Origin of the sequence: Pseudocitrobacter vendiensis (assembly GCF_943590815.1) — a bacterium.
Taxonomy (GTDB): Bacteria; Pseudomonadota; Gammaproteobacteria; order Enterobacterales; family Enterobacteriaceae; genus Pseudocitrobacter; species Pseudocitrobacter vendiensis.
In genome coordinates this window covers 190,700-212,923 of sequence record NZ_CALSBS010000001.1, presented here as the reverse complement: position 1 = coordinate 212,923, position 22,224 = coordinate 190,700, and the positions used below count along the sequence as shown (strand labels likewise).

Genomic DNA, 22,224 nt, shown 5'->3' with positions numbered 1-22,224 from the left:
CGACCGCACTGCCTTTATTTTCCCCATTTGCATGGGGGAAATATAACTTAAGGTTTGAAGTCCAGTGGTGCATTTTTGAACGTTTCCCAGACAGCCTGTGAAGGCGGTTTGGGGAATTTGGTCATCCGACTGGTTGCTGACAGCATCTGCTGACAAAACGCCGGATCGCCGCCTTCCTGTTTAACGGTCAATACAGTTCCATCCTGCGCCAGGTTTACACGTAGCGTACAGGTTTTACCTTTGTAGGTATCCCAGTCATAGAGATGCCCACGGATCGCGGCCTGAACCTGTGCGATATAGGACGCGATTTCTGCCTGAGACGCACCACCCTGCCCCGGCTTATTACCTTTAGCAGGAGATGAGCCCCCAGCGGTACCACTGGTGTTACCTTTCGGCGCATTCTTACCTGAGCTGAGATCGCCCAGCAGGTCGTCAACGCCGGAAGCGGCAGCTGCTTTATCTGCTGCTGCTTTCTTTGCCGCAGCCGCTTTGTCGGCAGCTGCTTTATCCGCTGCGGCTTTCTTCGCTGCAGCGGCTTTATCGGCAGCCGCTTTTTCTGCTGCTGCTTTCTTATCAGCAGCCGCTTTCTCAGCCGCAGCTTTCTTGTCTGCTGCCGCTTTCTCGGCGGCGGCAGCTTTTTCCGCTGCTGCTTTTTCAGCGGCAGCGGCTTTCTTATCAGCCTCTGCTTGCGCTTTCTTCGCAGCCTCGGCTTCGGCTTTTTTCGCCGCTTCAGCTGCCGCTTTCGCCGCTTCTGCTTCGGCTACTTTTTTCGCGGCGGCCGCCGCTTTGGCCGCTTCCGCTTCTGCCGCTTTCTTCGCAGCAGCAGCGGCTTTTTTGGCCGCTTCCGCTTCAGCTTGTTTCTGCGCGTCAGCCGCCGCTTTGGCTGCATCGGCTTGCGCTTTCTTCGCGGCTTCTGCTGCCGCTTTCGCGGCTTCTTCAGCCTGTTTCTGCGCGTCAGCTTCGGCTTTCTTCGCCGCTTCGGCGGCTTCTTTTGCAGCCTCTTTCGCCTGAGCGTCTGCTTTTTCTTTCGCTTCAGCCGCTGCTTTTTCGGCAGCTTCTTTGGCTTCTTTTTCTTTCTGCTGCTGCGCTTTCTTCGCGGCGTTATCGGCCTGCTGTTTAGCGCTGGATTGCTTCTGCGCCTGGTAATTTTCAACCACGGCACCTGGGTCGACCATCACAGCATCGATGGCCGAACCACCGCCGCCACCGGCCGCAGCATCCATGTGCTCATCGAACGAACTCCAGATGAGTGCTGCAAACAGGATAACGTGCAGCACAGCTGAAATAATTATCGCTCGTTTAAGCTTGTCGTTTTGTTCGGTTGCCTTTGACACTCTCGGTTCCCAAAAACTGCTCGCCCGTCAGCCTGTAAGCGTTGCCAATATGCATGCAACGCTTACAGACCACACGCAAAGGTTAGATCGGTTGGGTCATTAACCCGACAGATTTAACACCGGCGCTGTGTAACAGGTTTAGCGCTTTAATTATTTCATCGTAAGGCACGTTTTTCGCGCCCCCAATTAAGAAGACCGTTTTCGGATTGGCCTGCAGGCGGCTTCTCGCTTCAGCGATAACCTGCTCTGGCGGCAGTTGATCGGAGCGATCCTTTTCAACCACTACGCTGTACTGCCCAATACCCGAAACTTCAATGATCACCGGCGGATCATCGTTGCTGCTAACGGCCTGCGATTCGGTTGCATCCGGCAGATCAACCTCCACGCTCTGTGTGATGATCGGCGCCGTCGCCATAAAGATCAGCAACAGCACCAACAACACATCCAGCAGCGGAACGATGTTAATTTCGGACTTCAGTTCGCGACGTCCGCGTCCACGTGCTCTGGCCATGGCTTACCCCTTGTTGCTCTCGCTAACGGTAAACGCCTGACGGTGCAGAATGGCGGTGAACTCTTCCATAAAGTTGTCGTAGTTCAGCTCCAGTTTGTTGACGCGCTGGTTCAGACGGTTGTAAGCCATAACCGCAGGGATGGCGGCAAACAGACCAATAGCCGTGGCAATCAACGCTTCTGCGATACCCGGCGCAACCATTTGCAGCGTCGCCTGTTTCACCGCGCCCAGCGCGATAAAGGCGTGCATGATCCCCCAAACGGTACCGAACAGCCCAATATACGGGCTAATGGAACCGACGGTCCCGAGGAACGGAATATGCGTTTCCAGCGTTTCCAGTTCGCGGTTCATGGAGATACGCATCGCACGCGACGCCCCTTCAACCACGGCTTCCGGCGCATGACTGTTCGCACGGTGCAGACGGGCAAACTCTTTGAACCCGCTGTAGAAGATTTGTTCCGAACCGGCCAGACTATCGCGGCGTCCCTGACTCTCCTGATAAAGGCGAGAAAGTTCGATTCCAGACCAGAATTTATCCTCAAACGTTTCAGCTTCACGCGCTGCCGCGTTAAGAATACGGGTCCGCTGGATGATGATGGCCCAGGATGCGATTGAAAAACCAATCAAAATCAACATGATAAGTTTAACCAGAAGGCTCGCCTTCAGGAACAAATCAAGGATATTCATGTCAGTCACTGCTTAAACTCCGCGACAATAGACTTGGGAAGCGCACGAGGCTTCATGATGAGTGGATCAACACAGACAATCAGTACTTCAGCTTCGTTCAGCACTTTATTCTCAGCGTTGACAATCCGCTGCGTGAACACGAGTGACGTGCCGCGCATTGATGTAATTTCCGTCTGGACTTCGAGCATATCGTCGAGCCTTGCCGGCGCAAAATACTCCAGCGTCATTTTACGCACCACAAACGCGACGCGCTCTTCCAGCAACACTTGTTGGCTGAAATGATGATGACGCAGCATCTCTGTGCGTGCTCTCTCATAGAAAGCGACATAGCTGGCGTGATAAACCACACCACCGGCGTCGGTGTCTTCATAATAGACCCGAACCGGCCATCGAAATATATACTTATTCATTCGTACTGCCTCTTCGTTGGCTGCATCCCTCACCCCGCTCACTTACTGGTGTAAGCTCCCGGGGATTCGCGGATTTGCCGCCTCGATGCAGCATGAATGACGTGGTATATAGCGTTGTATTCACTTTACATCCCGGTAATGCAAAAAATTTTGAGCTTTTGAACTTCGCTACTATACGCGCGGTAATCGTGGTTTGGAATGGGGAGAGGTAAACGGAGAGTAAATTTTTATGGGCTATTGCAAGCCCATTAATATTTGCGGATGTTTCCTGGTTACAGGAAGAAAAAAATCAGACCTGCAAGAAGGACTAAATCGGCGATAAGCGGGCAGAAAATCCCTTGCCAGTGGAGCGCGCGAGGGCGGAAACCCACGCCATGAATGACGCCTGCACAAACAGCCCACATCAGCAGAAAACCGTGCCAGATTTCAAGCTCGCTGGTCTTCGCCGCAAAACGCGTCGGGTCCCAGAAGATGCAACCTGCCAGCAGCAGGGCCATAACAAGGGAAAGCGCCCTCAAGGGGCGCTTATCCATTATCGCGTACAGCGTTGCGATAATTTTCATCACTATTTTTCTTCACCTGCTTTGGTCGCTTCGACGTGTTCAAGCGCCAGTGCAGTGATTATCCCAAAGGCACAGGCAAGAAGCGTTCCTAAAATCCATGCGAAATACCACATTTTAAGCTCCTTACTTAGTACAGAGAGTGGGTGTTGCGTTCAATGTCTTCTTTGGTGATACGACCAAACATTTTCCAGTAGCACCAGGTGGTGTACAGCAGAATGATAGGTACGAATACCGCAGCGACATAAGTCATCACGCTCAGCGTCAGCTGGCTGGACGTTGCATCCCACATGGTCAGGCTCGCGTTAAACATCGTGCTGGACGGCATGATGAACGGGAACATGGCGATACCGGCGGTCAGGATAATGCACGCCAGCGTCAGTGAGGAGAACAGGAACGCCCATGCGCCTTTATCCAGACGGGTCATCAGGATAGTCAGCAGCGGAAGCACCACACCCAGTACCGGAATCGCCCACAGCGCAGGCATGTTGTTAAAGTTGGTCATCCACGCGCCCGCTTCATGTGCGACTTCTTTGGTCAGCGGGTTAGAGGCAGCGGTGTGATCCATTACCGATTTCACCACATAGCCGTCGATGCCGTAGTAGACCCAAACGCCTGCCAGCGCGAAGCACACCAGCGTCACCAGTGCCGCCACCTGAGAGGTGGTGCGGGTACGCAGATGTAGTTCACCTACCGTGCGCATTTGCAGGTAAGTTGCGCCCTGGGTCAGGATCATCCCTACGCTCACCACACCTGCCAGCAGACCAAACGGGTTCAGCAGCTGGAAGAAGTTACCGGTGTAGTAAAGACGCAGATACTCATCAACATGGAACGGTACGCCCTGCAGCAGGTTACCGAACGCTACGCCAATCACCAGCGGCGGAACGAAGCTACCCACAAAGATGCCCCAGTCCCACATGTTGCGCCAGCGGGTGTCTTCAATTTTCGAACGGTAGTCGAAGCCCACCGGACGGAAGAATAAAGACGCCAGCACCAGAATCATCGCGACATAGAAGCCGGAGAACGCGGCGGCGTACACCATCGGCCAGGCAGCAAACAGCGCGCCGCCGGCCGTGATGAGCCATACCTGGTTTCCGTCCCAGTGTGGCGCGATGGAGTTGATCATGATTCGACGCTCGGTGTCATTACGACCGAGGAAACGGGTGAGCATGCCCACCCCCATGTCGAAGCCGTCAGCGACTGCGAAACCAATCAGCAAGATGCCAATTAGCAGCCACCAGATAAAACGCAATACTTCATAATCGATCATTTGACGACTCCTGTCTTAGCGTGCCGGCTGAGTAGTCGCAGAGGACTGCTCAAAGTGATAGCGACCGGTTTTCAGGCTGCTTGGCCCTTTGCGTGCGAACTTGAACATCAGGAACAGTTCGGCCACCAGGAACAGTGTGTAAAGACCGCAAATCAGCACCATTGAGAAGATAAGATCGCCTGCTGTCAGCGACGAGTTCGCCACAGCGGTTGGCAAGACTTCACCAATTGCCCACGGTTGACGACCATACTCGGCGACAAACCAGCCCGCTTCCACAGCAATCCATGGCAGCGGTAAGCCGTAGAATGCCGCGCGCAGAAGCCATTTTTTCTCACCAATACGGTTACGAATAACGGTCCAGAAGGAGGCGCCGATAATCAGCAGCATCAGCACACCGCACGCCACCATGATACGGAAGGCAAAGTACAGCGGCGCAACGCGTGGGATAGAGTCTTTGGTCGCTTTGGCAATCTGCTCTTCCGTCGCATCCGCCACGTTCGGCGTATAGCGTTTCAGCAACAGGCCATAACCCAGATCTTTCTTCACATCGTTAAACTGTTCACGCACAGCCGGATCGGTTGCGCCAGAACGCAGCTGTTCGAGCAGCGAGTAAGCTTTCATCCCGTTACGGATACGCTCTTCGTGCTGCACCATCAAATCTTTCAGACCGGTAACCTGTTTATCAACAGAACGGGTCGCGATGATGCCCAGTGCGTAAGGAATCTGAATAGAAAGGTGGTTTTCCTGCTTATCCTGATCAGGAATACCAAACAGCGTGAACGACGCCGGAGCAGGCTGAGTTTCCCATTCTGCTTCGATGGCCGCCAGTTTGGTTTTCTGTACGTCGCCCATTTCGTAGCCGGATTCATCACCCAGAACGATAACGGAAAGAATCGCCGCCATACCGAAGCTTGCTGCGATAGCAAAGGAACGCTTAGCGAACGCGAAGTCACGACCTTTAAGCATGTACCAGGAGCTGATAGCGAGCACGAACATCGCGCCGGTGACGTAACCTGAAGCCACGGTGTGAACGAATTTCACCTGGGCTACCGGGTTCAGTACCAGCTCGGAGAAGCTCACCATCTCCATACGCATGGTTTCAAAGTTGAAGTCGGAAGCGATTGGGTTTTGCATCCAACCGTTTGCCACCAGGATCCACAATGCGGACAGGTTTGAACCCAGCGCAACCAGCCAGGTCACCGCCATGTGCTGCACTTTACCCAGGCGATCCCAACCGAAGAAGAACAGACCTACAAAGGTGGATTCGAGGAAGAAGGCCATCAGACCTTCAATGGCCAGCGGCGCACCGAAGATATCGCCCACGTAGTGGGAGTAGTAAGACCAGTTAGTCCCGAACTGGAACTCCATGGTCAGGCCGGTGGCCACGCCCAGTGCGAAGTTGATACCAAACAACTTGCCCCAGAACTTGGTCATATCTTTATAAATCTGTTTGCCGGAAAGGACGTAAACCGTTTCCATGATGGCCAGCAGGAACGCCATACCGAGCGTCAGTGGCACAAAAAGGAAGTGGTACATCGCGGTCAAGGCAAACTGTAAGCGCGACAGTTCGACTATATCTAACATCATGACTCCTTGCTCATCGCATGAAGACTCCGAGAATGAACCTGCGGACAGGGTTCATACACATGCCCCAATACAAATTTATTTGCGCCCTCCCCCACTGCTGACCGTTCGCGTTAGCCGATATCAGTGGTGTGTAAAGGTTACAAATACGTTAAAAAACAACTCAATTGATCCCTAAAATATATTACTCTGTAATATCCTTACAATAAACAGGTTTTTATTGTATTAGATTTACGATTTTCGACAGTGATCAATTTATAGCTAATCAGGCGGGTTGCAGCCACTTTGATCCAGGACAATTTAACCACTTTTATGGAGCATATCCAGTTTTTACGTATTGATATAAATCAATATTATCTATTTTTGTTAATATTGTTTTTATTAGATGTGATCAGTGAATGGCATGTTAAGCATATGTTTAAAAATTATCTTGGAGAATTTTCATAAAGGGGTAATGCGAAAAAAAAGACGAGATTTTTTAACCGAAGAGAAAATTTCAAGTACGAAGTTATACCGAATAGTTAATGTTAGCCGACTCACAGTATTTTGCCAGGAAACCTGAACCATTTTTGAATAATTACATTTTATTCACTTGAAATGCCGACAAAATTAACACCACTCCTTTATTATTCAAAAAAAGAGGCAAAATCGACCAGGTCAGGTTTTGCCTCTCTACAGACTTATTTTACGCGCGTGATGCTAAAGGTGCGCGATTGACAAGGGCGGAACCACACCGACTCTTGACAAATATCCCCCCCCTCTGCACCGAAACGTGGTCGTTCATCCATCCCCGTTTCAGCACTCTTCACCGGATGTTGATTGAACGTAATCTGCGCGTCCGAGCACTCCGTCGCCGACGGGTTATAGAGCCGAAGAATCAGTTCAGGCCTGTCTTCTGCTTTCTTCAGCGCGCTGAGCGAACAGCCGACGGACGAGAGAGTGAGAAGGCTATAGTGCTCCGGCACGGTAATGGCCGCGCGATTAAGCTTCATCGCATTCCAGGGAATTTTGTTATAGCACTGAACGGGCGTGAGCCAGCTTCGCGCCTGTTGCGCCACGCCCGCATTCAATGGCGTTCCGCTAAACGTCCACAGACTGAAGCGGCAGTGCAGCGTGCCGCGCAGCTGTGAATCCGGTACTGGCATTTTGATTCCCGAAGGGCGGCCAGGCCGCAGGAGCAGATCCTCTTTTCCCAGAAGCCCAACGCCACGCAACAGCGTTAATGCGAACGCGCTGTTATCTTCACCGATGATTTCAACCTCACGCAGCCCTTCGCTGAATAACGCGATACCGTTAACCCCATGCTGTAAAACAGCATAGTTAAGGAAATTCCAGACCGGTATCGGGGCTTCTTTCCAGCCTTCCTGTTCCCAGTCGCGCATGGCCTCATCCTTAACCGGGCGCATCATCGAACCAAACTGGGTATCGGTCAGCACCGTTTGCGCACGATACGGTACAGGCAGGCGAACACGTAGACGATGATCGTCAGCCTGATTAACGACCCGCACATCAAAATCAATGCGCTTACTGTTGTCGCTCAGCATAATGATGGTTTCGATCTCCACATGCCCACTACATTTTCGTGCGGCGCGCTCGGCCAGATTGCGTGGAACGGCTAGCGTACTGCGTAAAATCGCTTTGGTGCGCCAGCCTTCCTGCACGATCTCTACGTTATGCGGATACGCAGCAGACGTTAATACCCAGTCCTCTCTCGGCGGCGAATAGTCATATTCATCGCCATCATCACCGCTCTCTTCGAACTCCAGCGCCCGGTCGTAGACCAGCCCGCTCTCTTTATCTTCCATTCTGAGCGTTCCGTCGGCGTTGAGCGAGATACGCCATGCCGTATTTTCCAGCATCGAATTCGCCGTAGGAGGGACATTTTTCACCTCGCCCGTTTCGCCTGCAATCACCCGCAGCGAAATGTACCCCATCGCCGGAAGCACCCGCCGCAGCTGGATGTCATACTCCATAAACGGTTCATAATTTCCGTAGTGGACAATTTGCCGGTCAATCAGGCCCGGGTCGATTTCACGGCTGGCGCGAATAAAGTACGGCACCGCCTCACCCTGCTCATCCACCAGCCGGAACTGGCTGGCGCGCAGACGAATCGTGGTGTCGATAACTTCATCGCGCGGCCACGGCATCAGGTTGAATAACCCCAGTCGGTCACCTTCACAGGCGGGCATATTGTCGACAACTTTACGCAGATAAAAGCGAATCAGGTTATCGGCCATGTCTTCCGCCAGCCAGAAACGCGCGGCAATTTCCTGATGAACGTTGTCGCTACAGCAGCAACCAATGCTGTCATGGGCGTGGTTTTTGAGGATCTCCTTCCACATTTTCTCCAGCAGGCCATGGTGATAGTCAAAGCCCAGTGACCAGGCCATCGCGGCCAGTGGTTCAAGGATATTGACGATTTTGTTTTCAATACGCGCGTGCGCAATTTTGATATCCATGCGCGTCGAGCCAATGGTGCGATGCACGCGCATATATTTACCGTCGTTAAATTCACCTGTCTGCGTCGCCAGCTGCGCGCGCTGCGCTTCGATTTGTTCAAAAACCGTTTCGAAGCGGCTCATCACAAATTCACGTTGTGGATAAATTTCTCGCAGTGTGTCCATCACCGCAAAGATATTCTGCTGAAGCGGCATCTGATCGTGACCGTTAGGCAGCAGAATCTCTTTGGTGATTGAGGCGTTCTCCAGAACGGTAAAGTAGTTATCAAGACGTTTACGCAGCCCCGCCTCATCGTCAGGTAAGTACTTACCTATGGCATAACCCAGCGGCAACACCTGCGCCACCACTTCGCTGCCATCCTGGCTTTGCCAGAGAAATTCGGTTTTATCGCTGCCATGGCGCTCCGAGCAGCCACGCCAGAACATCGCCCGTTTAATCCCAAAACCGTTGTAGATATGCGGTAGTTGCCCGGACATTCCGAAGGAATCCGGCAGGTAACCGATTTTCATCGGCTCACCAAACGCGAGACAGTCGCGCATCCCATACATCAGGTTGCGGACGATAGATTCCCCCGCGACAAGGGTCGTATCGGTTTGCGTATACCACGGGCCGATAATCAGTTTACCCGCCTGAACCAGCGCTTTGACGCGCTCGCGGTTTTCCGGCACCACAGCAAAGTAATCTTCAAGAATCGCCGTCTGCCCATCCAGCACGTAATATTTATACTCATCATCCTGCTCCAGCCGGGTCAGGATTTCCGCCATATTGTTAACCAGTAAAATTCGCGACTCTTCAGTGGTGAAGTACCACTCTCTGTCCCAGTGCATATGCGGTGTAATGTGAACGCGAGATACAGCTTTCATCTTCGTTTCCCGAATCAGTCAAAAGGTTAGTCAATGGCTTGTGTGTTGTAGGTTCCGGCCTGAATCGCCTGACGGCGCCACAGCACCAGAATGCAGGTAGAAATTGCGGTACCTATCAACGCCGCGCCGAACCAGCCAGCCGCAGCCATCACGCGCCCCAGCCCGCCATCCTGTAATAAAAAGAGAGAGAAAATACCCGCGCCCGGCGTTTGCAGACCGATGTTCATCGCACCGACGATCGCGCCCGTCGCCATCGAACCGATCACAAACGAACCGATCACCCGTAGCGGATCTTCAATCGCCATCGGGATCGCCCCTTCGGTGATCCCTGCAAGACCCAACAGCCAGGTGGATTTACCTGTTTCGATCTCAAACGATTTAAATAGTCGGGGAGCAATCATCGTGGATGCGGTGACGGTAAACGCGGAGACCATTTTGACGGAAGCGAAGATGGCGTACGGGCCGTACACACCATTTGCCATCGCCCCGAGACAGAAGGCATAAGCGGCTTTATTTACCGGCCCGCCGAGGTCAAACGAGCACATAACGCCAATAATGGCGCCAAGCATCAACGCATTACTGCCCGATAAACCATTCAACCAGGCTGTAAGGCTGTTGTTGATCCAGGCGACAGGCTCACCAATAACAAACAACATCAGGCTGCCCGCAGTCAGCGTGCCAATGACCGGGTAGAGATAGAACGTCAGGAAACCGTTAAAGCGGCTGCTCAGGCGGATGTGGTTTTTCACCCAACGCATCAGATAGCCGGCGATCAAACCACCGGCAATCGCCCCTAAAAATCCTGAACCAATCATGTTGGCGGCAAGCCCTGCCGCAAATCCCGGAGCCAGCGCCGGTTTATCGGCCAGTGAATACGCCGTGTAGGCCGCCAGCACAGGCACCATCAGGATCCCAAGCATGCCTCCGCCGAGTTTACGGTAAAGCCACAGCCACGAGTTCTCCTCGTTAAACAGGTGCTGTAAATCAAACATCTGCGCGAGCAACACCGCCACTGCCAGTACGGTCCCCCCCGCGACAATCAAGGGTACGGCAAAAGAAATGCCGCTAAGCAGCGCCTGTTTTAATTCCGTTTTAAAACCGAGTCGGGTCGTCTCCTGAACGACCGTCGTCCGCGTTTCATTGACCGGTTCCAGCGCCAGCGCCTGCTTTATCAGCCTTTCCGCATGCTTAATCGGCTCGGCAACCGGTACGCTTAGCGAAGGAATACCGCGAAACCGCTCTGTATCTTTAATCGCGACTTCTGCTGCGAAAATAGCCGCCTGGGCGGTTGCCAGTTGATCTGAAGTCAATCGGCCTTCAATGCCATTCGCCCCCTGCTTTTCAACCACCACACGCACGCCCAGTTTGTGTCCGGCCTTTTCCAGATATTCTGCAGCCATATAGGTATGTACAATCCCTGCCGGGCAAGCCGTCACGCAGACAATCAAAGGCGTATCGTCAGATAGAGAGGACGTCTTCTCTGGCGTGGTCAGGGAGAGCGCAGACAATAACGCCTGCGGTGTCGTCGCATTCATCACCGCCGCGCGCACAGTGTCATCAACTAACGCGCTGGTAAGTTGGGTAAGGATTTCAATATGCGTTGAGCCCGCCTCGGATGGCGGAATCGCCAGCAGAAAAATAAGATTGACGCTCTCCGGGCCGTCCACGCCTTCCCACTGCAATGGCTCGGCTAACGTCGCCACGGCGAACGCCGCTTCTTTTACCGCAGCGCTTTTACCATGCGGCACCGCCAGACCTTCACCAAGCGCAGTCGGCCCGATGCTTTCACGATGAAAAACTTCCTGTAAATAGGTTTGGGGATCATCGATTTTACCCAGCTCAGCCAGCCGCTTCGCCAGTTCGCAAATTGCCTCATCCCGGCTGTTAAACCGGGCGTTAAGGCAAATTGCACTGGGATGTGTCAACGCCAATAAATTCATCACGTTCCTTCCTGTGTCATAAAACCTGCGCACCACTGCGCAGAAAGTACGCATTTTGCCCAGGAAATTAATACCATTATGTGATCAATTTCACTTCATAGTGATAATTTGTATTTAATTTGTATTGTTTACAATGTTCCGTAACTGCGCATAATTAGCCGAAATCATCTTATTTTTGTTCTGTCACTGAACGGAATCGTTATGAGTCAAAAACCTCTCTATCGTCAGATTGCCGATGCCATTCGCCAGCGAATTGAGCGCGGAGAGTTAAAAGCGGGAGATGCCCTGCCTACGGAAGCCGCTCTTCAGACAGAATATGGCGTCAGCCGGGTAACCGTGCGCCAGGCGCTTAAACAGCTCACCGAGCAAAAGGTGATTGAGAGCATTCAGGGCAGCGGCAGCTACGTAAAAGAGGAACGGGTTAATTATGATATCTATCAACTCACCGGCTTTTACGAGAAAATTGCTGATCGCCATGTGCAAACACACAGTGAAGTACGCGTGTTCGAAGTGATTACTGCGGATGAGTTCCTGCAAGATAGACTTCAACTCCAGGCTGGCGAGAAAGTCTGGCACATCAAACGCGTGCGTTTTCTGAAACAAAAACCAATGGCGCTGGAAGAGACGTGGATGCCGCTATCGCTGTTTCCCGATCTCACCTGGAGCGTAATGGAAGGGTCGAAGTACCATTTTATCGAAGAGACCAAAAAGCTGGTGATTGATCGCAGCGAGCAGGAAGTGATCCCCCTTCTTCCTGACGCGGAAACAATTGATGCCCTGGAGCTTGCGCCCGGTAAACCCATCCTGGAGAAAATCTCGCGCGGTTTTCTGAGCGATGGGCGGATCTTCGAATACAGCCGCAATGCTTTTAAAAGCGACGATTACCGCTTTACGCTGGTTGCCCGCCGTCAGCATTAAATGAGCTGCGGTTCGATAAATCAGAGCACTGAATAAATATCAGCCATTTCATTCCGCGAAATTTATAGTTTTTTCTTATTTTACAATGAATTACATCTTTCTCATTTTCCCTGGCTCACGGCTGTTTTTATAATCGCGCCGCTAACTGGGTGCAATTTATGCGCACTTACACAGGGAATTCAGGAAGGGATACGCTATGGTTCATGTAAAATATCTGCTGTCGCCCGCGTTACTGTGCTGCACGTTGCACGCCTGGGCCGAAGATACCGTCGATAAAGCCAACAACCCGCTACATCTGGCAACATCATTGTCCGTTCAGGACTACTACACCCCAAACCTCTACGACAGCGATCAGCACACCAACGATACGCTACTGCGTGCCACCATGCCTGTTGCCGCAGGCAATCTCATTCCGGTGCCGCAAATTCTGCGCTTAACGGCGCCCATCGCCACGCGCCCGCAGGTTTCCGGTGGTTATGACACCGGGCTGGGTGATATCAACCTGTTCGATATTTTTCTGCTCAAGCAAAAAGGCGTGATGCTGGGCGTCGGGCCACTGATAACCGCCAATGCCGCATCGAGTGATGAACTGGGGACCGGGCAGTGGCAGACCGGGCTGGCGGCAGTCGCCGTCGATACATCACCTCAATGGTTAAAAGTGGCGCTGGTGCAATGGCAAAAAAGTTTCGCCGGCGATGATGACCGTAGCCATGTTGAAACCGCCACCTTCCAGCCGTTTGTTATCTACAAAATGTCAAAGGGCTGGTATATGCGCTCCAGCGGCATCTGGACGTACAACATCAAAAACGATGATTACTATGTTCCGGTGGGATTAGGTGTGGGGCGTGCGATGCCGATTGGCGGGTATATCGTCAATAGCTTTGTGGAGCCGCAGTGGACCGTCGCCCACAGAGGGGATTATCAGCCGCAGTTCACGCTTTATGCGGGGTTCAGCGTGATGCTGAAATAAGCCTTCTGCTGGCAACGCGCTCGCTGTAGGCATTGCCTGATGCGCTTCGCTTATCAGGCCTACAAAATATGTGCAATTCATTGAAATTGCATTCTATTTTTCGCTTTTACGCGCGCAATCGCCTCTTCATAAGTGGGTTTGTTTTTTTCTGCATTTGCCAGTTGATAATGCCTTAATGCGTCTGCATTTTGCCCGGCATTTTCATAAATTTTCGCGATGTTATAATACGAGTTAGCCCGCGTTGTTGCCGCATTAGCCCCACTCGCCAGTGAAATAGCTTTGCGATTAGCCCAGATCGCTTCCGCAATTTGGCCATTTTTCTGATAAGCCAGCCCAAGATTACTGAAGGCCTGGCCGTAATTACCATCTAATTCAGTTGCTCGCTGGAAATAGCCAATAGCCTGCTCAAGCTGACCATTTTTATAGATAGCCTCACCTTCGCGGTTATACTGTTTTGCCAGCGTAATATCACCACTATGTTGTACTACAGGGGCTGACGTTGCGGCCATTGTTGCAGACGCTAACACGTTGGGTAAGTCACCTACTCCCTGAGGGCGATCGCCAAAGTTGGCACCCGTTATGGTGTTGATATCTTCAAACTCGCCGTTGGGATTGAGCTTAAATACCGTCCAGATATTCCCTGTTTTTCCCACGGGAACGCTATAACTGCGCACCAGAGAACTGCCTACATAAACAAAGACTTTCGCACTGCTGGCGGAAAGCCGGTCGCTTTCAGGGCGTGCGTTATTGCTAAAGTCCTGAACCGCATAGATGTAGCTATCACCGAAATGCTTTTTGCTGATAGTAACGGTTTCAGGACCATAGCTGTCCGTATCATCAACGTCAAGATTCGCATCAACGCCTTCTTTATGCCTAAAAAAGACATGTCCACCCGGGAACATGAGATGCGAATCAAGATCATAGGGCGTATTCCCCCAGTTCAGTACCACACGCATTCCATCAAGGTTGGTCATCACCGGACTAATGGCGTAAGTCATCCCAGCGCAAGGACATTTAACAACCAGGTTAGAATAACCCTCTTTTTTTACGATCAATAACGCGTCCTGATCGTCAGAGAATGTCGATGCCAGTTCAACGCGACCGGATGCATTAGTTACCCCCGTCACCGACTGCGCGCCATTGCGCTGCAAAGTCACCGATGCGCCGTCGATATGTTTATCCTTAACCGTTGCACTTAATATATCGACGTTGATGGGAGAAGCCTGAATGCCACAACTCATCCCTAATGATGCGAATGCCATCGCCAATGCCACTTTTTTCATCAATAAGTCCTTTTAACGATATGAGAACAGAAAATCTGGCAGCATTATTACGGAAAGGGAGGCAAAGAACAGAGCGACAGGCAATTTTGAGAATTGCGCCCGGCAGAAGTTACGATAAATAAAAAAGGCCATCATACGATGGCCAACCATGTCGAAATCGAACATATAAGGCTCCCCTGCTCCATATTTCTTGAAGCTTACCGGGGAGCTGAGAGGATTTTTATCCCAGTACCACTTTCAGCGCTTCGCCGATATCGGCCAGGCTGCGAACGGTACGAACGCCAGCCGCTTCCAGTGCAGCAAACTTCTCGTCTGCCGTACCTTTACCGCCCGCGATGATGGCGCCAGCATGGCCCATACGTTTGCCTTTCGGCGCAGTAACGCCCGCGATGTAACCAACAACCGGTTTAGTGACGTGATCTTTAATGTACGCCGCCGCTTCTTCTTCCGCGCTGCCGCCGATCTCACCGATCATCACGATCGCTTCAGTCTGCGGATCTTCCTGGAACATTTTCAGGATATCGATGAAGTTAGAGCCCGGAATCGGGTCACCGCCGATGCCCACACAGGTGGACTGGCCAAAGCCGTAGTCGGTGGTCTGTTTAACCGCTTCATAAGTCAGGGTACCGGAACGGGAAACGATGCCCACTTTACCCGGCTTATGAATGTGGCCTGGCTGGATACCGATTTTGCACGCGCCCGGGGTGATAACGCCTGGGCAGTTCGGGCCAATCATGCGCACGCCTGCTTCGTCCAGCTTCACTTTCACGGTCAGCATATCCAGAGTCGGGATACCTTCGGTGATGGTGATAATCAGTTTGATGCCTGCATCAATAGCTTCCAGAATGGAATCTTTGCAGAACGGTGCCGGAACGTAGATAACCGATGCGGTAGCGCCGGTGGCTTCTACAGCTTCGCGCACGGTGTTAAATACTGGCAGACCCAGATGCGTGGTGCCGCCTTTACCTGGCGTTACGCCGCCAACCATCTGCGTACCGTAAGCAATCGCCTGCTCGGAGTGGAAAGTCCCCTGGCTACCGGTGAAGCCCTGACAGATAACCTTGGTGTTTTTATCAATTAAAATGGACATTATTTCCCCTCCACTGCTGCAACAACTTGTACTGCTGCATCCGTCAGACCTTTCGCTGCAATAATATTCAGGCCACTATCAGCCAGTTTCTTCGCGCCGAGTTCGGCGTTGTTACCTTCCAGACGAACAACAACCGGTACGTTTACGCCAACTTCTTCTACCGCGCCGATAATGCCGTCAGCGATCAGGTCGCAACGGACGATACCGCCGAAGATGTTAACCAGAACGGCTTTCACTTTGTCATCGGAAAGGATGATTTTGAATGCTTCGGTCACGCGCTCTTTGGTTGCGCCGCCGCCAACATCGAGGAAGTTAGCCGGTTCGCCGCCGTGCAGTTTAACGATGTCCATGGTGCCCATTGCCAGGCCCGCACCGTTAACCATGCAACCAATGTTACCGTCCAGCGCAACGTAGTTCAGTTCCCACTGTGCAGCCTGCGCTTCACGCGGATCTTCCTGAGACTGGTCACGCATTTCGCGCAGGTCAGCCTGGCGGAACAGTGCGTTACCGTCAGCGCCCAGTTTGCCATCGAGGCAGATCAGGTCGCCCTGCTTGGTGATAACCAGCGGGTTGATTTCAATCAGCGCCAGGTCGCGCTCAAGGAAGATGGTCGCCAGACCCATGAAAATTTTAGTGAACTGCTGAACCTGCTTACCTTCCAGACCCAGTTTGAATGCCAGTTCGCGCCCCTGATACGGCATCGGGCCCGCCAGCGGATCCAGTGCGACTTTGTGGATCAGGTGCGGGGTTTCTTCCGCCACTTTCTCGATTTCCACGCCGCCTTCGGTAGACGCCATGAAGACCACGCGACGAGAGGAACGATCGACTACCGCGCCCAGATAGAGTTCTTTATCAATATCCGTCGCTGCTTCAACCAAAATCTGGTTAACCGGTTGACCGTGCGCATCCGTTTGGTAGGTCACCAGACGTTTACCCAGCCAGTGCTCAGCAAAAGCGCGAATTTCTTCTTTGCTCTTCACGACTTTCACACCGCCCGCTTTACCGCGGCCACCAGCGTGAACCTGACATTTTACTACCCACGGACCTGCACCGATTTTTGAAGCGGCTTCTTCTGCTTCACGCGGAGTAGTACAGGCATAACCCACCGGAGCCGGTAAGCCATAGCGGGCAAAAAGTTGTTTTGCCTGATATTCATGTAAGTTCATGTGTTCTATCCATCCTTCAGGTAATCATCGCCAGGCTATATTCATCCTGACTTTCTTTGTTTCGCCGGAGTGCCTAACGCTCTCCGGCCTACAGGTGATGCTCCTGTCCGGCGACGCGCGCCGGACAAAGTGACTACACGTCCAGCAGCAGGCGAGTCGGGTCTTCCAGCAGCTCTTTAATCGCCACCAGGAAACCAACCGACTCACGGCCATCGATCAGACGGTGGTCGTAAGAGAGAGCCAGGTACATCATCGGCAGAATTTCTACCTTACCATCCACAGCCATCGGGCGATCTTTAATGGCGTGCATGCCCAGGATAGCGCTCTGCGGCGGGTTGATGATAGGGGTAGACATCAGAGAACCGAAAACACCCCCATTTGTAATGGTAAAGTTGCCGCCGGTAAGATCTTCTACTGTCAATTTGCCATCACGCCCTTTCAGCGCCAGCTCTTTAATGCGTTTTTCGATGTCAGCCATGCCCAGAGAATCGACATCACGCAGAACCGGGGTCACCAGGCCGCGCGGCGTAGACACTGCCATGCTCACGTCGAAGTAGTTGTGATAAACCACATCTTCGCCATCAATAGAGGCGTTCACTTCCGGATAGCGTTTCAGCGCTTCAACAACCGCTTTCACGTAGAAGGACATGAAGCCCAGACGAATACCGTGACGCTTCTCAAACACTTCACCGTACTGCTTACGCAGATCCATAATCGGTTTCATGTTGACTTCGTTGAACGTGGTCAGCATGGCGGTGGAGTTTTTCGCTTCCAGCAGACGCTCTGCCACACGCTTACGCAGGCGAGTCATTGGGACGCGTTTTTCGCTACGGCCAGCCAGCGGTGCAACCGGTGCTGCAGCAGCGGCTGGCGCTTCCGCTTTAGCCGGCGCTTTCGCCAGGTGTTTTTCTACGTCTTCACGGGTGATGCGACCACCGACGCCCGTGCCTTTAATGGCGCTGGCTTCGAGGTTGTGTTCACCCAGCAGACGGCGAATCGCCGGGCTGAGCGCATCGTTGTTTTGCTCTTCCAGAGACGCCTGCTGACGCTGCGCCGGAGTAGAATCTTTTGCTTCAGACTTGGCGCTGGTTTCTTTCCCGGCGCTGTTGCCTTCACGCAGGCGACCCAGCAGCTGACGAGAGGTTACGGTCGTGCCTTCGTCTTCCAGGACTGCATCCAGAATGCCGTCTGCCGACGCCGGTACTTCCAGTACCACTTTGTCAGTTTCGATTTCTACCAGCACTTCATCACGAACAACCGCGTCGCCAGGTTTTTTATGCCAGGTTGCGACGGTGGCATCTGCTACGGATTCAGGCAGGTCAGGGACCAGAATATCTACGCTACTCATTGTGTATCCTTTAATTAATCGACGTTCAGCGCGTCATTGACCAGATCTTGTTGCTGTTTCTGGTGAACGGACATGTATCCTACCGCAGGTGAAGCGGAGGCCGGGCGACCTGCGTAACGCAGAGACGCTCCAAAGGGAATGACTTCACGGAAATGGTGCTGGCTACAGTACCAGGCGCCCTGGTTAAGCGGCTCTTCCTGACACCAGACGAAATCATGCACGTGGGCGAACGGCTTAAGCACTTCCTGCATCGCCTGATGCGGGAACGGATAGAGCTGCTCAATACGCACGATGGCGACATCTTTCTGCTCGTTCTTACGACGCTGCTCAAGCAGGTCGAAATAAACTTTACCCGAACAGAGCACGACGCGTTTCACCGCTTTCGGATCCAGTTCGTCGATTTCGCCAATTGCCGGCATAAAGGTGCCGTTTGCCAGTTCATCCAGGCTGGAGACCGCCAGCGGGTGGCGCAGCAGGGATTTCGGTGACATAACAACCAGCGGACGACGCATTCCGCGCAGCGCCTGACGACGCAGCATGTGGTAAACCTGTGCCGGGGTGGTCGGTACGCAAACCTGCATGTTTTGTTCAGCACAAAGCTGCAGGTAACGTTCCAGACGCGCAGAAGAGTGCTCCGGACCCTGTCCTTCATAACCGTGCGGCAGCAGCATCACCAGGCCACACATACGCCCCCATTTCTGCTCGCCAGAGGAGATGAACTGGTCGATAACTACCTGTGCGCCGTTGGCGAAGTCGCCGAACTGCGCTTCCCAGATGGTCAGCGTGCGCGGCTCTGCAGTGGCATAACCGTATTCAAACGCCAGCACCGCTTCTTCAGACAGCACGGAGTCCCACACTTTGAACTCGCCCTGACCGTTGTGAACGTGCTGCAACGGGGTATAAGTAGAGCCGTTCGCCTGGTTGTGAATGACCGCGTGGCGGTGGAAGAAGGTCCCGCGACCGGAGTCTTCACCAGACAGACGGACGGAAACGCCTTCATCAACCAGCGTGGCGTAGGCCAGGTTTTCTGCACCACCCCAGTCGAACAGTTTCTCGCCTGCGGCCATGGACTGACGATCGCCATAAATCTTCGCGACGCGAGACTGCATTTCAACCGCATCCGGCACCGTACTGATACGGTTAGCCAGCTCCTGCAAGCGCTTCATCTCAACCTTGTTCGGATAGCTTTCATCCCACTCATGGTTGAGGTACGGCGACCAGGTAAAGGAGTGCAGGTTCATCTGACGCCACTCTTTCACCACGCACTCGCCCGCGTCCAGCGCGTCACGGTACAGGTTGACCATTTCGGTGGCATCTTCCAGCGTGGCGACTTTCTGCTGCTCAAGTTTGTCAGCATAGATCTTACGCGGAGTCGGGTGTTTCTTGATTTTCTGATACATCAGCGGCTGGGTTGCGCTCGGCTCGTCGGCTTCGTTATGGCCGTGACGGCGGTAGCATACCAGGTCGATGAAGACATCACGTTTAAAGGTGTTACGGAAGTCCAGCGCCAGACGGGTGACAAACGCAACCGCTTCCGGGTCATCCGCATTCACGTGGAAAATCGGCGCCATCACCATCTTACCGATATCGGTACAGTACGGTGTGGAACGCGCATCCAGCGGGTTTGAAGTCGTAAAGCCAACCTGGTTGTTAATGACGATGCGAACGGTACCGCCCACTTCGTAACCACGCGCTTTCGACATGTTCAGGGTTTCCTGAACTACGCCCTGCCCTGCAACCGCCGCATCACCGTGAATGGTGATTGGCAGCACCATGTTGCTGCTCGGGTTATCCAGACGATCCAGACGCGCACGCACGGAGCCGATAACCACCGGGCTGACAATTTCCAGGTGTGACGGGTTAAACGCCAGCGCCAGGTGTACCAGGCCGCCGTCGGTTTCAAAGTCAGACGAGAAGCCCATGTGATACTTCACGTCACCGGTGCCAAGGTGCTCTTTGTGTTTGCCGGAAAACTCGTCAAACAGGTCTTGAGATTTTTTACCCAGCACGTTAATCAGTACGTTCAGACGACCGCGGTGCGCCATACCCAGCACCACTTCACGCGTACCGTTGTTACCCGCGTGACGAATCATCTCTTTTAACATCGGAATTAACGCATCCCCACCTTCCAGCGAGAAGCGTTTCGCGCCCGGGAATTTCGCACCCAGGTAGCGTTCCAGACCTTCCGCCGCGGTGAGTTCGCTCAGGAAGCGTTTTTTCTCTTCCGCCGTAAAGGTGGCATGCCCGGCCTCGAAGCGCTGCTGAATCCAGCGTTTTTCTTCGGTGCTGGTGATGTGCATATATTCCGCACCGATGGAGCCACAGTAGGTTTGCTTGAGTGCTTCAAGCAGATCGCCCAGCTTCATCGTCTCTTTGCCGATAGCAAACGAGCCTACGTTAAAGCTTTCCTGGAAATCGGCCTCGGTCAGATCGTGGAAAGACGGATCTAAGTCTGCCACTTTATCTTGCTGCCACAGTCCTAACGGGTCGAGATTGGCCTGTTGGTGACCACGGAAGCGATAAGCGTTAATGAGCTGCAGGACTTTAACCTGCTTCGCATTGGTGTCAGGGTCGGAAATCGAAGAAGAGTAACGTGAGGCATCCTTCGCCAGACGACGGAAATATTCACGCGTGGTGGAATGGAGTTGATCCGGTTTGACTCCGGTGCCAGGTAACTGCTGGAACGTCGAACGCCAGTTAGCGTCTACCGAGTCAGGGTCGGTCAAGAAGTCTTCATAGAGCTGTTCTATCCAGCTCTGGTTCGAGCCAGAGAGGTAAGAAGAGTCCAACCAGGCTTTCAAAGCGCTGTTCTGCATCGTGATCCCTTAAGCATTTTTATGCTTACTTCGCCGTGGATACTACCACGTACATTGGCTGTACGTGCCGGGGTTCACCTGCGAGCTCTTGTCTAAGTAGTGGCTCGCGAAGGAACCTTTAAAAACTGTCGAACATAATAAGGGGCAGTTTTTAGAGGTTTCCTGCATATCTTTGTTGCGCCTGATGGCGCTTCGCTTATCAGGCCTACGGGTGCTTACTTGTAGGCCGGATAAGGCGTTTACGCCGCATCCGGCACTGTGCACCGGACAAGGCGTTTTTACTTACGCGCTGCGCTGTAACAACATCGACTTAATATGACCAATCGCACGCGTCGGGTTCAGCCCCTTCGGACATACACTGACGCAGTTCATGATGCTATGGCAGCGGAATACGCTGAAAGCGTCACTCAGGCCATCAAGGCGGCTGTCGGTTTCGGTATCACGGCTGTCAATCAGGAAGCGGTACGCTGCCAACAGACCTGCCGGGCCGATAAACTTATCCGGGTTCCACCAGAATGATGGGCAGGACGTCGAGCAACATGCACACAGGATACACTCGTACAACCCATCGAGTTTTTCACGCTGCTCTGGCCCCTGGAGGTGCTCACGAGCAGGAGGATTTTGCCCATTATTCAACAAGTAAGGCTTAATCTTCTCATATTGTGCATAGAATTGCCCCATGTCTACCACCAAATCACGAATGACCGGTAAACCAGGCAGCGGACGGATGACAATCTTCTGCTTGCCATTGCCCAGCGCCGAAATGGGCGTGATGCAGGCCAGACCGTTTTTGCCGTTCATGTTCAGGCCATCGGAACCACATACCCCTTCACGGCAGGAGCGGCGGAACGACAGACTTGGGTCTTTCTCTTTCAACTGGATGAGGGCATCCAGCAGCATCATGTCGCGCCCTTCTTCGCCTTCCAGGGTATATTCCTGCATGCGCGGAGCGTCATCGACATCCGGGTTATAACGATAAATTGAAAATTCGAGTTTCATTGACCTGTCTCCGCA

The 22,224-nt window shown here is 52.9% G+C and carries 19 protein-coding genes; 2 read left to right on the top strand and 17 right to left on the bottom strand.

What is annotated here, in order from left to right; genetic code table 11:
* Positions 1-47: 47 nt before the first annotated feature.
* The 10 genes from tolA to mngA all read right to left on the bottom strand — a co-directional run bounded on the left by tolA (position 48) and on the right by mngA (position 11,619).
* Positions 48-1,334 carry a cell envelope integrity protein TolA gene (gene tolA, locus NMC31_RS00985; protein ID WP_253896660.1) on the bottom strand — a complete coding sequence of 429 codons (1,287 nt, stop codon included), beginning with the start codon at positions 1,332-1,334 and terminating at the stop codon, positions 48-50.
* A gap of 82 nt (positions 1,335-1,416) precedes the next feature.
* Complete coding sequence (tolR, locus tag NMC31_RS00980; protein WP_149464438.1) at positions 1,417-1,845, bottom strand: colicin uptake protein TolR; 429 nt, start codon at positions 1,843-1,845, stop codon at positions 1,417-1,419.
* 3 nt (positions 1,846-1,848) lie between these two features.
* Complete coding sequence (tolQ, locus tag NMC31_RS00975) at positions 1,849-2,541, bottom strand: Tol-Pal system protein TolQ (RefSeq protein WP_015965301.1); 693 nt, start codon at positions 2,539-2,541, stop codon at positions 1,849-1,851.
* Positions 2,538-2,942: a tol-pal system-associated acyl-CoA thioesterase gene (ybgC, locus tag NMC31_RS00970; protein WP_015965302.1), complete on the bottom strand. Its 405-nt coding sequence runs from the start codon at positions 2,940-2,942 to the stop codon at positions 2,538-2,540. The genes tolQ and ybgC overlap by 4 nt, the downstream gene beginning before the upstream one ends.
* A 272-nt stretch (positions 2,943-3,214) precedes the next feature.
* Complete coding sequence (ybgE, locus tag NMC31_RS00965; protein ID WP_108473870.1) at positions 3,215-3,505, bottom strand: cyd operon protein YbgE; 291 nt, start codon at positions 3,503-3,505, stop codon at positions 3,215-3,217.
* A gap of 2 nt (positions 3,506-3,507) precedes the next feature.
* Positions 3,508-3,618: a cytochrome bd-I oxidase subunit CydX gene (gene cydX, locus NMC31_RS00960; RefSeq protein WP_015965304.1), complete on the bottom strand. Its 111-nt coding sequence runs from the start codon at positions 3,616-3,618 to the stop codon at positions 3,508-3,510.
* A 14-nt stretch (positions 3,619-3,632) separates the two neighbouring features.
* Positions 3,633-4,772 carry a cytochrome d ubiquinol oxidase subunit II gene (gene cydB / locus NMC31_RS00955; RefSeq protein ID WP_149464437.1) on the bottom strand — a complete coding sequence of 380 codons (1,140 nt, stop codon included), beginning with the start codon at positions 4,770-4,772 and terminating at the stop codon, positions 3,633-3,635.
* A gap of 15 nt (positions 4,773-4,787) precedes the next feature.
* Positions 4,788-6,356 (bottom strand): cytochrome ubiquinol oxidase subunit I, encoded by a 1,569-nt coding sequence (gene cydA / locus NMC31_RS00950; RefSeq protein ID WP_149464558.1) that lies wholly within the window; start codon positions 6,354-6,356, stop codon positions 4,788-4,790.
* Positions 6,357-7,036: 680 nt separating this feature from the next.
* A complete protein-coding gene (gene mngB / locus NMC31_RS00945) occupies positions 7,037-9,679 on the bottom strand; it encodes a mannosylglycerate hydrolase (protein ID WP_253896659.1) in 2,643 nt (880 codons plus the stop codon).
* Positions 9,680-9,705: 26 nt separating this feature from the next.
* Positions 9,706-11,619, bottom strand: coding sequence for a PTS 2-O-a-mannosyl-D-glycerate transporter subunit IIABC (gene mngA, locus NMC31_RS00940; RefSeq protein WP_253896810.1), 1,914 nt, complete (start codon positions 11,617-11,619; stop codon positions 9,706-9,708).
* 201 nt (positions 11,620-11,820) lie between these two features.
* On the opposite strand from mngA, the gene NMC31_RS00935 reads away from it, so the two are divergent.
* The gene (locus NMC31_RS00935; protein WP_253896658.1) at positions 11,821-12,537 is read left to right on the top strand and encodes a GntR family transcriptional regulator; all 717 of its coding nucleotides are present in this window, start codon (positions 11,821-11,823) and stop codon (positions 12,535-12,537) included.
* 196 nt (positions 12,538-12,733) lie between these two features.
* Positions 12,734-13,507, top strand: coding sequence for a hypothetical protein (locus NMC31_RS00930; RefSeq protein ID WP_253896657.1), 774 nt, complete (start codon positions 12,734-12,736; stop codon positions 13,505-13,507).
* Between the two features lie 77 nt (positions 13,508-13,584).
* On the opposite strand, the gene NMC31_RS00925 is transcribed toward NMC31_RS00930, so the two are convergent.
* From NMC31_RS00925 to sdhB, 7 genes are all read right to left on the bottom strand, one after another.
* Complete coding sequence (locus NMC31_RS00925; protein ID WP_253896656.1) at positions 13,585-14,790, bottom strand: tetratricopeptide repeat protein; 1,206 nt, start codon at positions 14,788-14,790, stop codon at positions 13,585-13,587.
* 12 nt (positions 14,791-14,802) lie between these two features.
* Positions 14,803-14,955: a hypothetical protein gene (locus tag NMC31_RS00920; protein ID WP_253896655.1), complete on the bottom strand. Its 153-nt coding sequence runs from the start codon at positions 14,953-14,955 to the stop codon at positions 14,803-14,805.
* 55 nt (positions 14,956-15,010) lie between these two features.
* Positions 15,011-15,880, bottom strand: a complete 870-nt coding sequence (sucD, locus tag NMC31_RS00915; RefSeq protein ID WP_015965312.1) for a succinate--CoA ligase subunit alpha — start codon at positions 15,878-15,880, stop codon at positions 15,011-15,013.
* Positions 15,880-17,046: an ADP-forming succinate--CoA ligase subunit beta gene (gene sucC, locus NMC31_RS00910; protein WP_108473876.1), complete on the bottom strand. Its 1,167-nt coding sequence runs from the start codon at positions 17,044-17,046 to the stop codon at positions 15,880-15,882. The genes sucD and sucC overlap by 1 nt, the downstream gene beginning before the upstream one ends.
* Positions 17,047-17,179: 133 nt before the next feature.
* Positions 17,180-18,394, bottom strand: a complete 1,215-nt coding sequence (gene odhB, locus NMC31_RS00905) for a 2-oxoglutarate dehydrogenase complex dihydrolipoyllysine-residue succinyltransferase (RefSeq protein ID WP_253896654.1) — start codon at positions 18,392-18,394, stop codon at positions 17,180-17,182.
* Between the two features lie 14 nt (positions 18,395-18,408).
* The gene (gene sucA, locus NMC31_RS00900) at positions 18,409-21,210 is read right to left on the bottom strand and encodes a 2-oxoglutarate dehydrogenase E1 component (RefSeq protein WP_253896653.1); all 2,802 of its coding nucleotides are present in this window, start codon (positions 21,208-21,210) and stop codon (positions 18,409-18,411) included.
* Positions 21,211-21,492: 282 nt separating this feature from the next.
* A complete protein-coding gene (gene sdhB / locus NMC31_RS00895; protein WP_015965316.1) occupies positions 21,493-22,209 on the bottom strand; it encodes a succinate dehydrogenase iron-sulfur subunit SdhB in 717 nt (238 codons plus the stop codon).
* Positions 22,210-22,224: the final 15 nt, after the last annotated feature.

Excerpts from the sequence above, each read along its gene's own strand:
- tolR (WP_149464438.1), bottom strand. The coding sequence starts at position 1,845 with ATGGCCAGAGCACGTGGACGCGGACGTCGCGAACTGAAGTCCGAAATT.
- ybgC (WP_015965302.1), bottom strand. The coding sequence starts at position 2,942 with ATGAATAAGTATATATTTCGATGGCCGGTTCGGGTCTATTATGAAGAC.
- ybgE (WP_108473870.1), bottom strand. The coding sequence starts at position 3,505 with ATGAAAATTATCGCAACGCTGTACGCGATAATGGATAAGCGCCCCTTG.
- cydX (WP_015965304.1), bottom strand. The coding sequence starts at position 3,618 with ATGTGGTATTTCGCATGGATTTTAGGAACGCTTCTTGCCTGTGCCTTT.
- cydB (WP_149464437.1), bottom strand. The coding sequence starts at position 4,772 with ATGATCGATTATGAAGTATTGCGTTTTATCTGGTGGCTGCTAATTGGC.
- cydA (WP_149464558.1), bottom strand. The coding sequence starts at position 6,356 with ATGTTAGATATAGTCGAACTGTCGCGCTTACAGTTTGCCTTGACCGCG.
- mngB (WP_253896659.1), bottom strand. The coding sequence starts at position 9,679 with ATGAAAGCTGTATCTCGCGTTCACATTACACCGCATATGCACTGGGAC.
- mngA (WP_253896810.1), bottom strand. The coding sequence starts at position 11,619 with ATGAATTTATTGGCGTTGACACATCCCAGTGCAATTTGCCTTAACGCC.
- NMC31_RS00935 (WP_253896658.1), top strand. The coding sequence starts at position 11,821 with ATGAGTCAAAAACCTCTCTATCGTCAGATTGCCGATGCCATTCGCCAG.
- NMC31_RS00930 (WP_253896657.1), top strand. The coding sequence starts at position 12,734 with ATGGTTCATGTAAAATATCTGCTGTCGCCCGCGTTACTGTGCTGCACG.
- NMC31_RS00925 (WP_253896656.1), bottom strand. The coding sequence starts at position 14,790 with ATGAAAAAAGTGGCATTGGCGATGGCATTCGCATCATTAGGGATGAGT.
- NMC31_RS00920 (WP_253896655.1), bottom strand. The coding sequence starts at position 14,955 with ATGTTCGATTTCGACATGGTTGGCCATCGTATGATGGCCTTTTTTATT.
- sucD (WP_015965312.1), bottom strand. The coding sequence starts at position 15,880 with ATGTCCATTTTAATTGATAAAAACACCAAGGTTATCTGTCAGGGCTTC.
- sucC (WP_108473876.1), bottom strand. The coding sequence starts at position 17,046 with ATGAACTTACATGAATATCAGGCAAAACAACTTTTTGCCCGCTATGGC.
- odhB (WP_253896654.1), bottom strand. The coding sequence starts at position 18,394 with ATGAGTAGCGTAGATATTCTGGTCCCTGACCTGCCTGAATCCGTAGCA.
- sucA (WP_253896653.1), bottom strand. The coding sequence starts at position 21,210 with ATGCAGAACAGCGCTTTGAAAGCCTGGTTGGACTCTTCTTACCTCTCT.
- sdhB (WP_015965316.1), bottom strand. The coding sequence starts at position 22,209 with ATGAAACTCGAATTTTCAATTTATCGTTATAACCCGGATGTCGATGAC.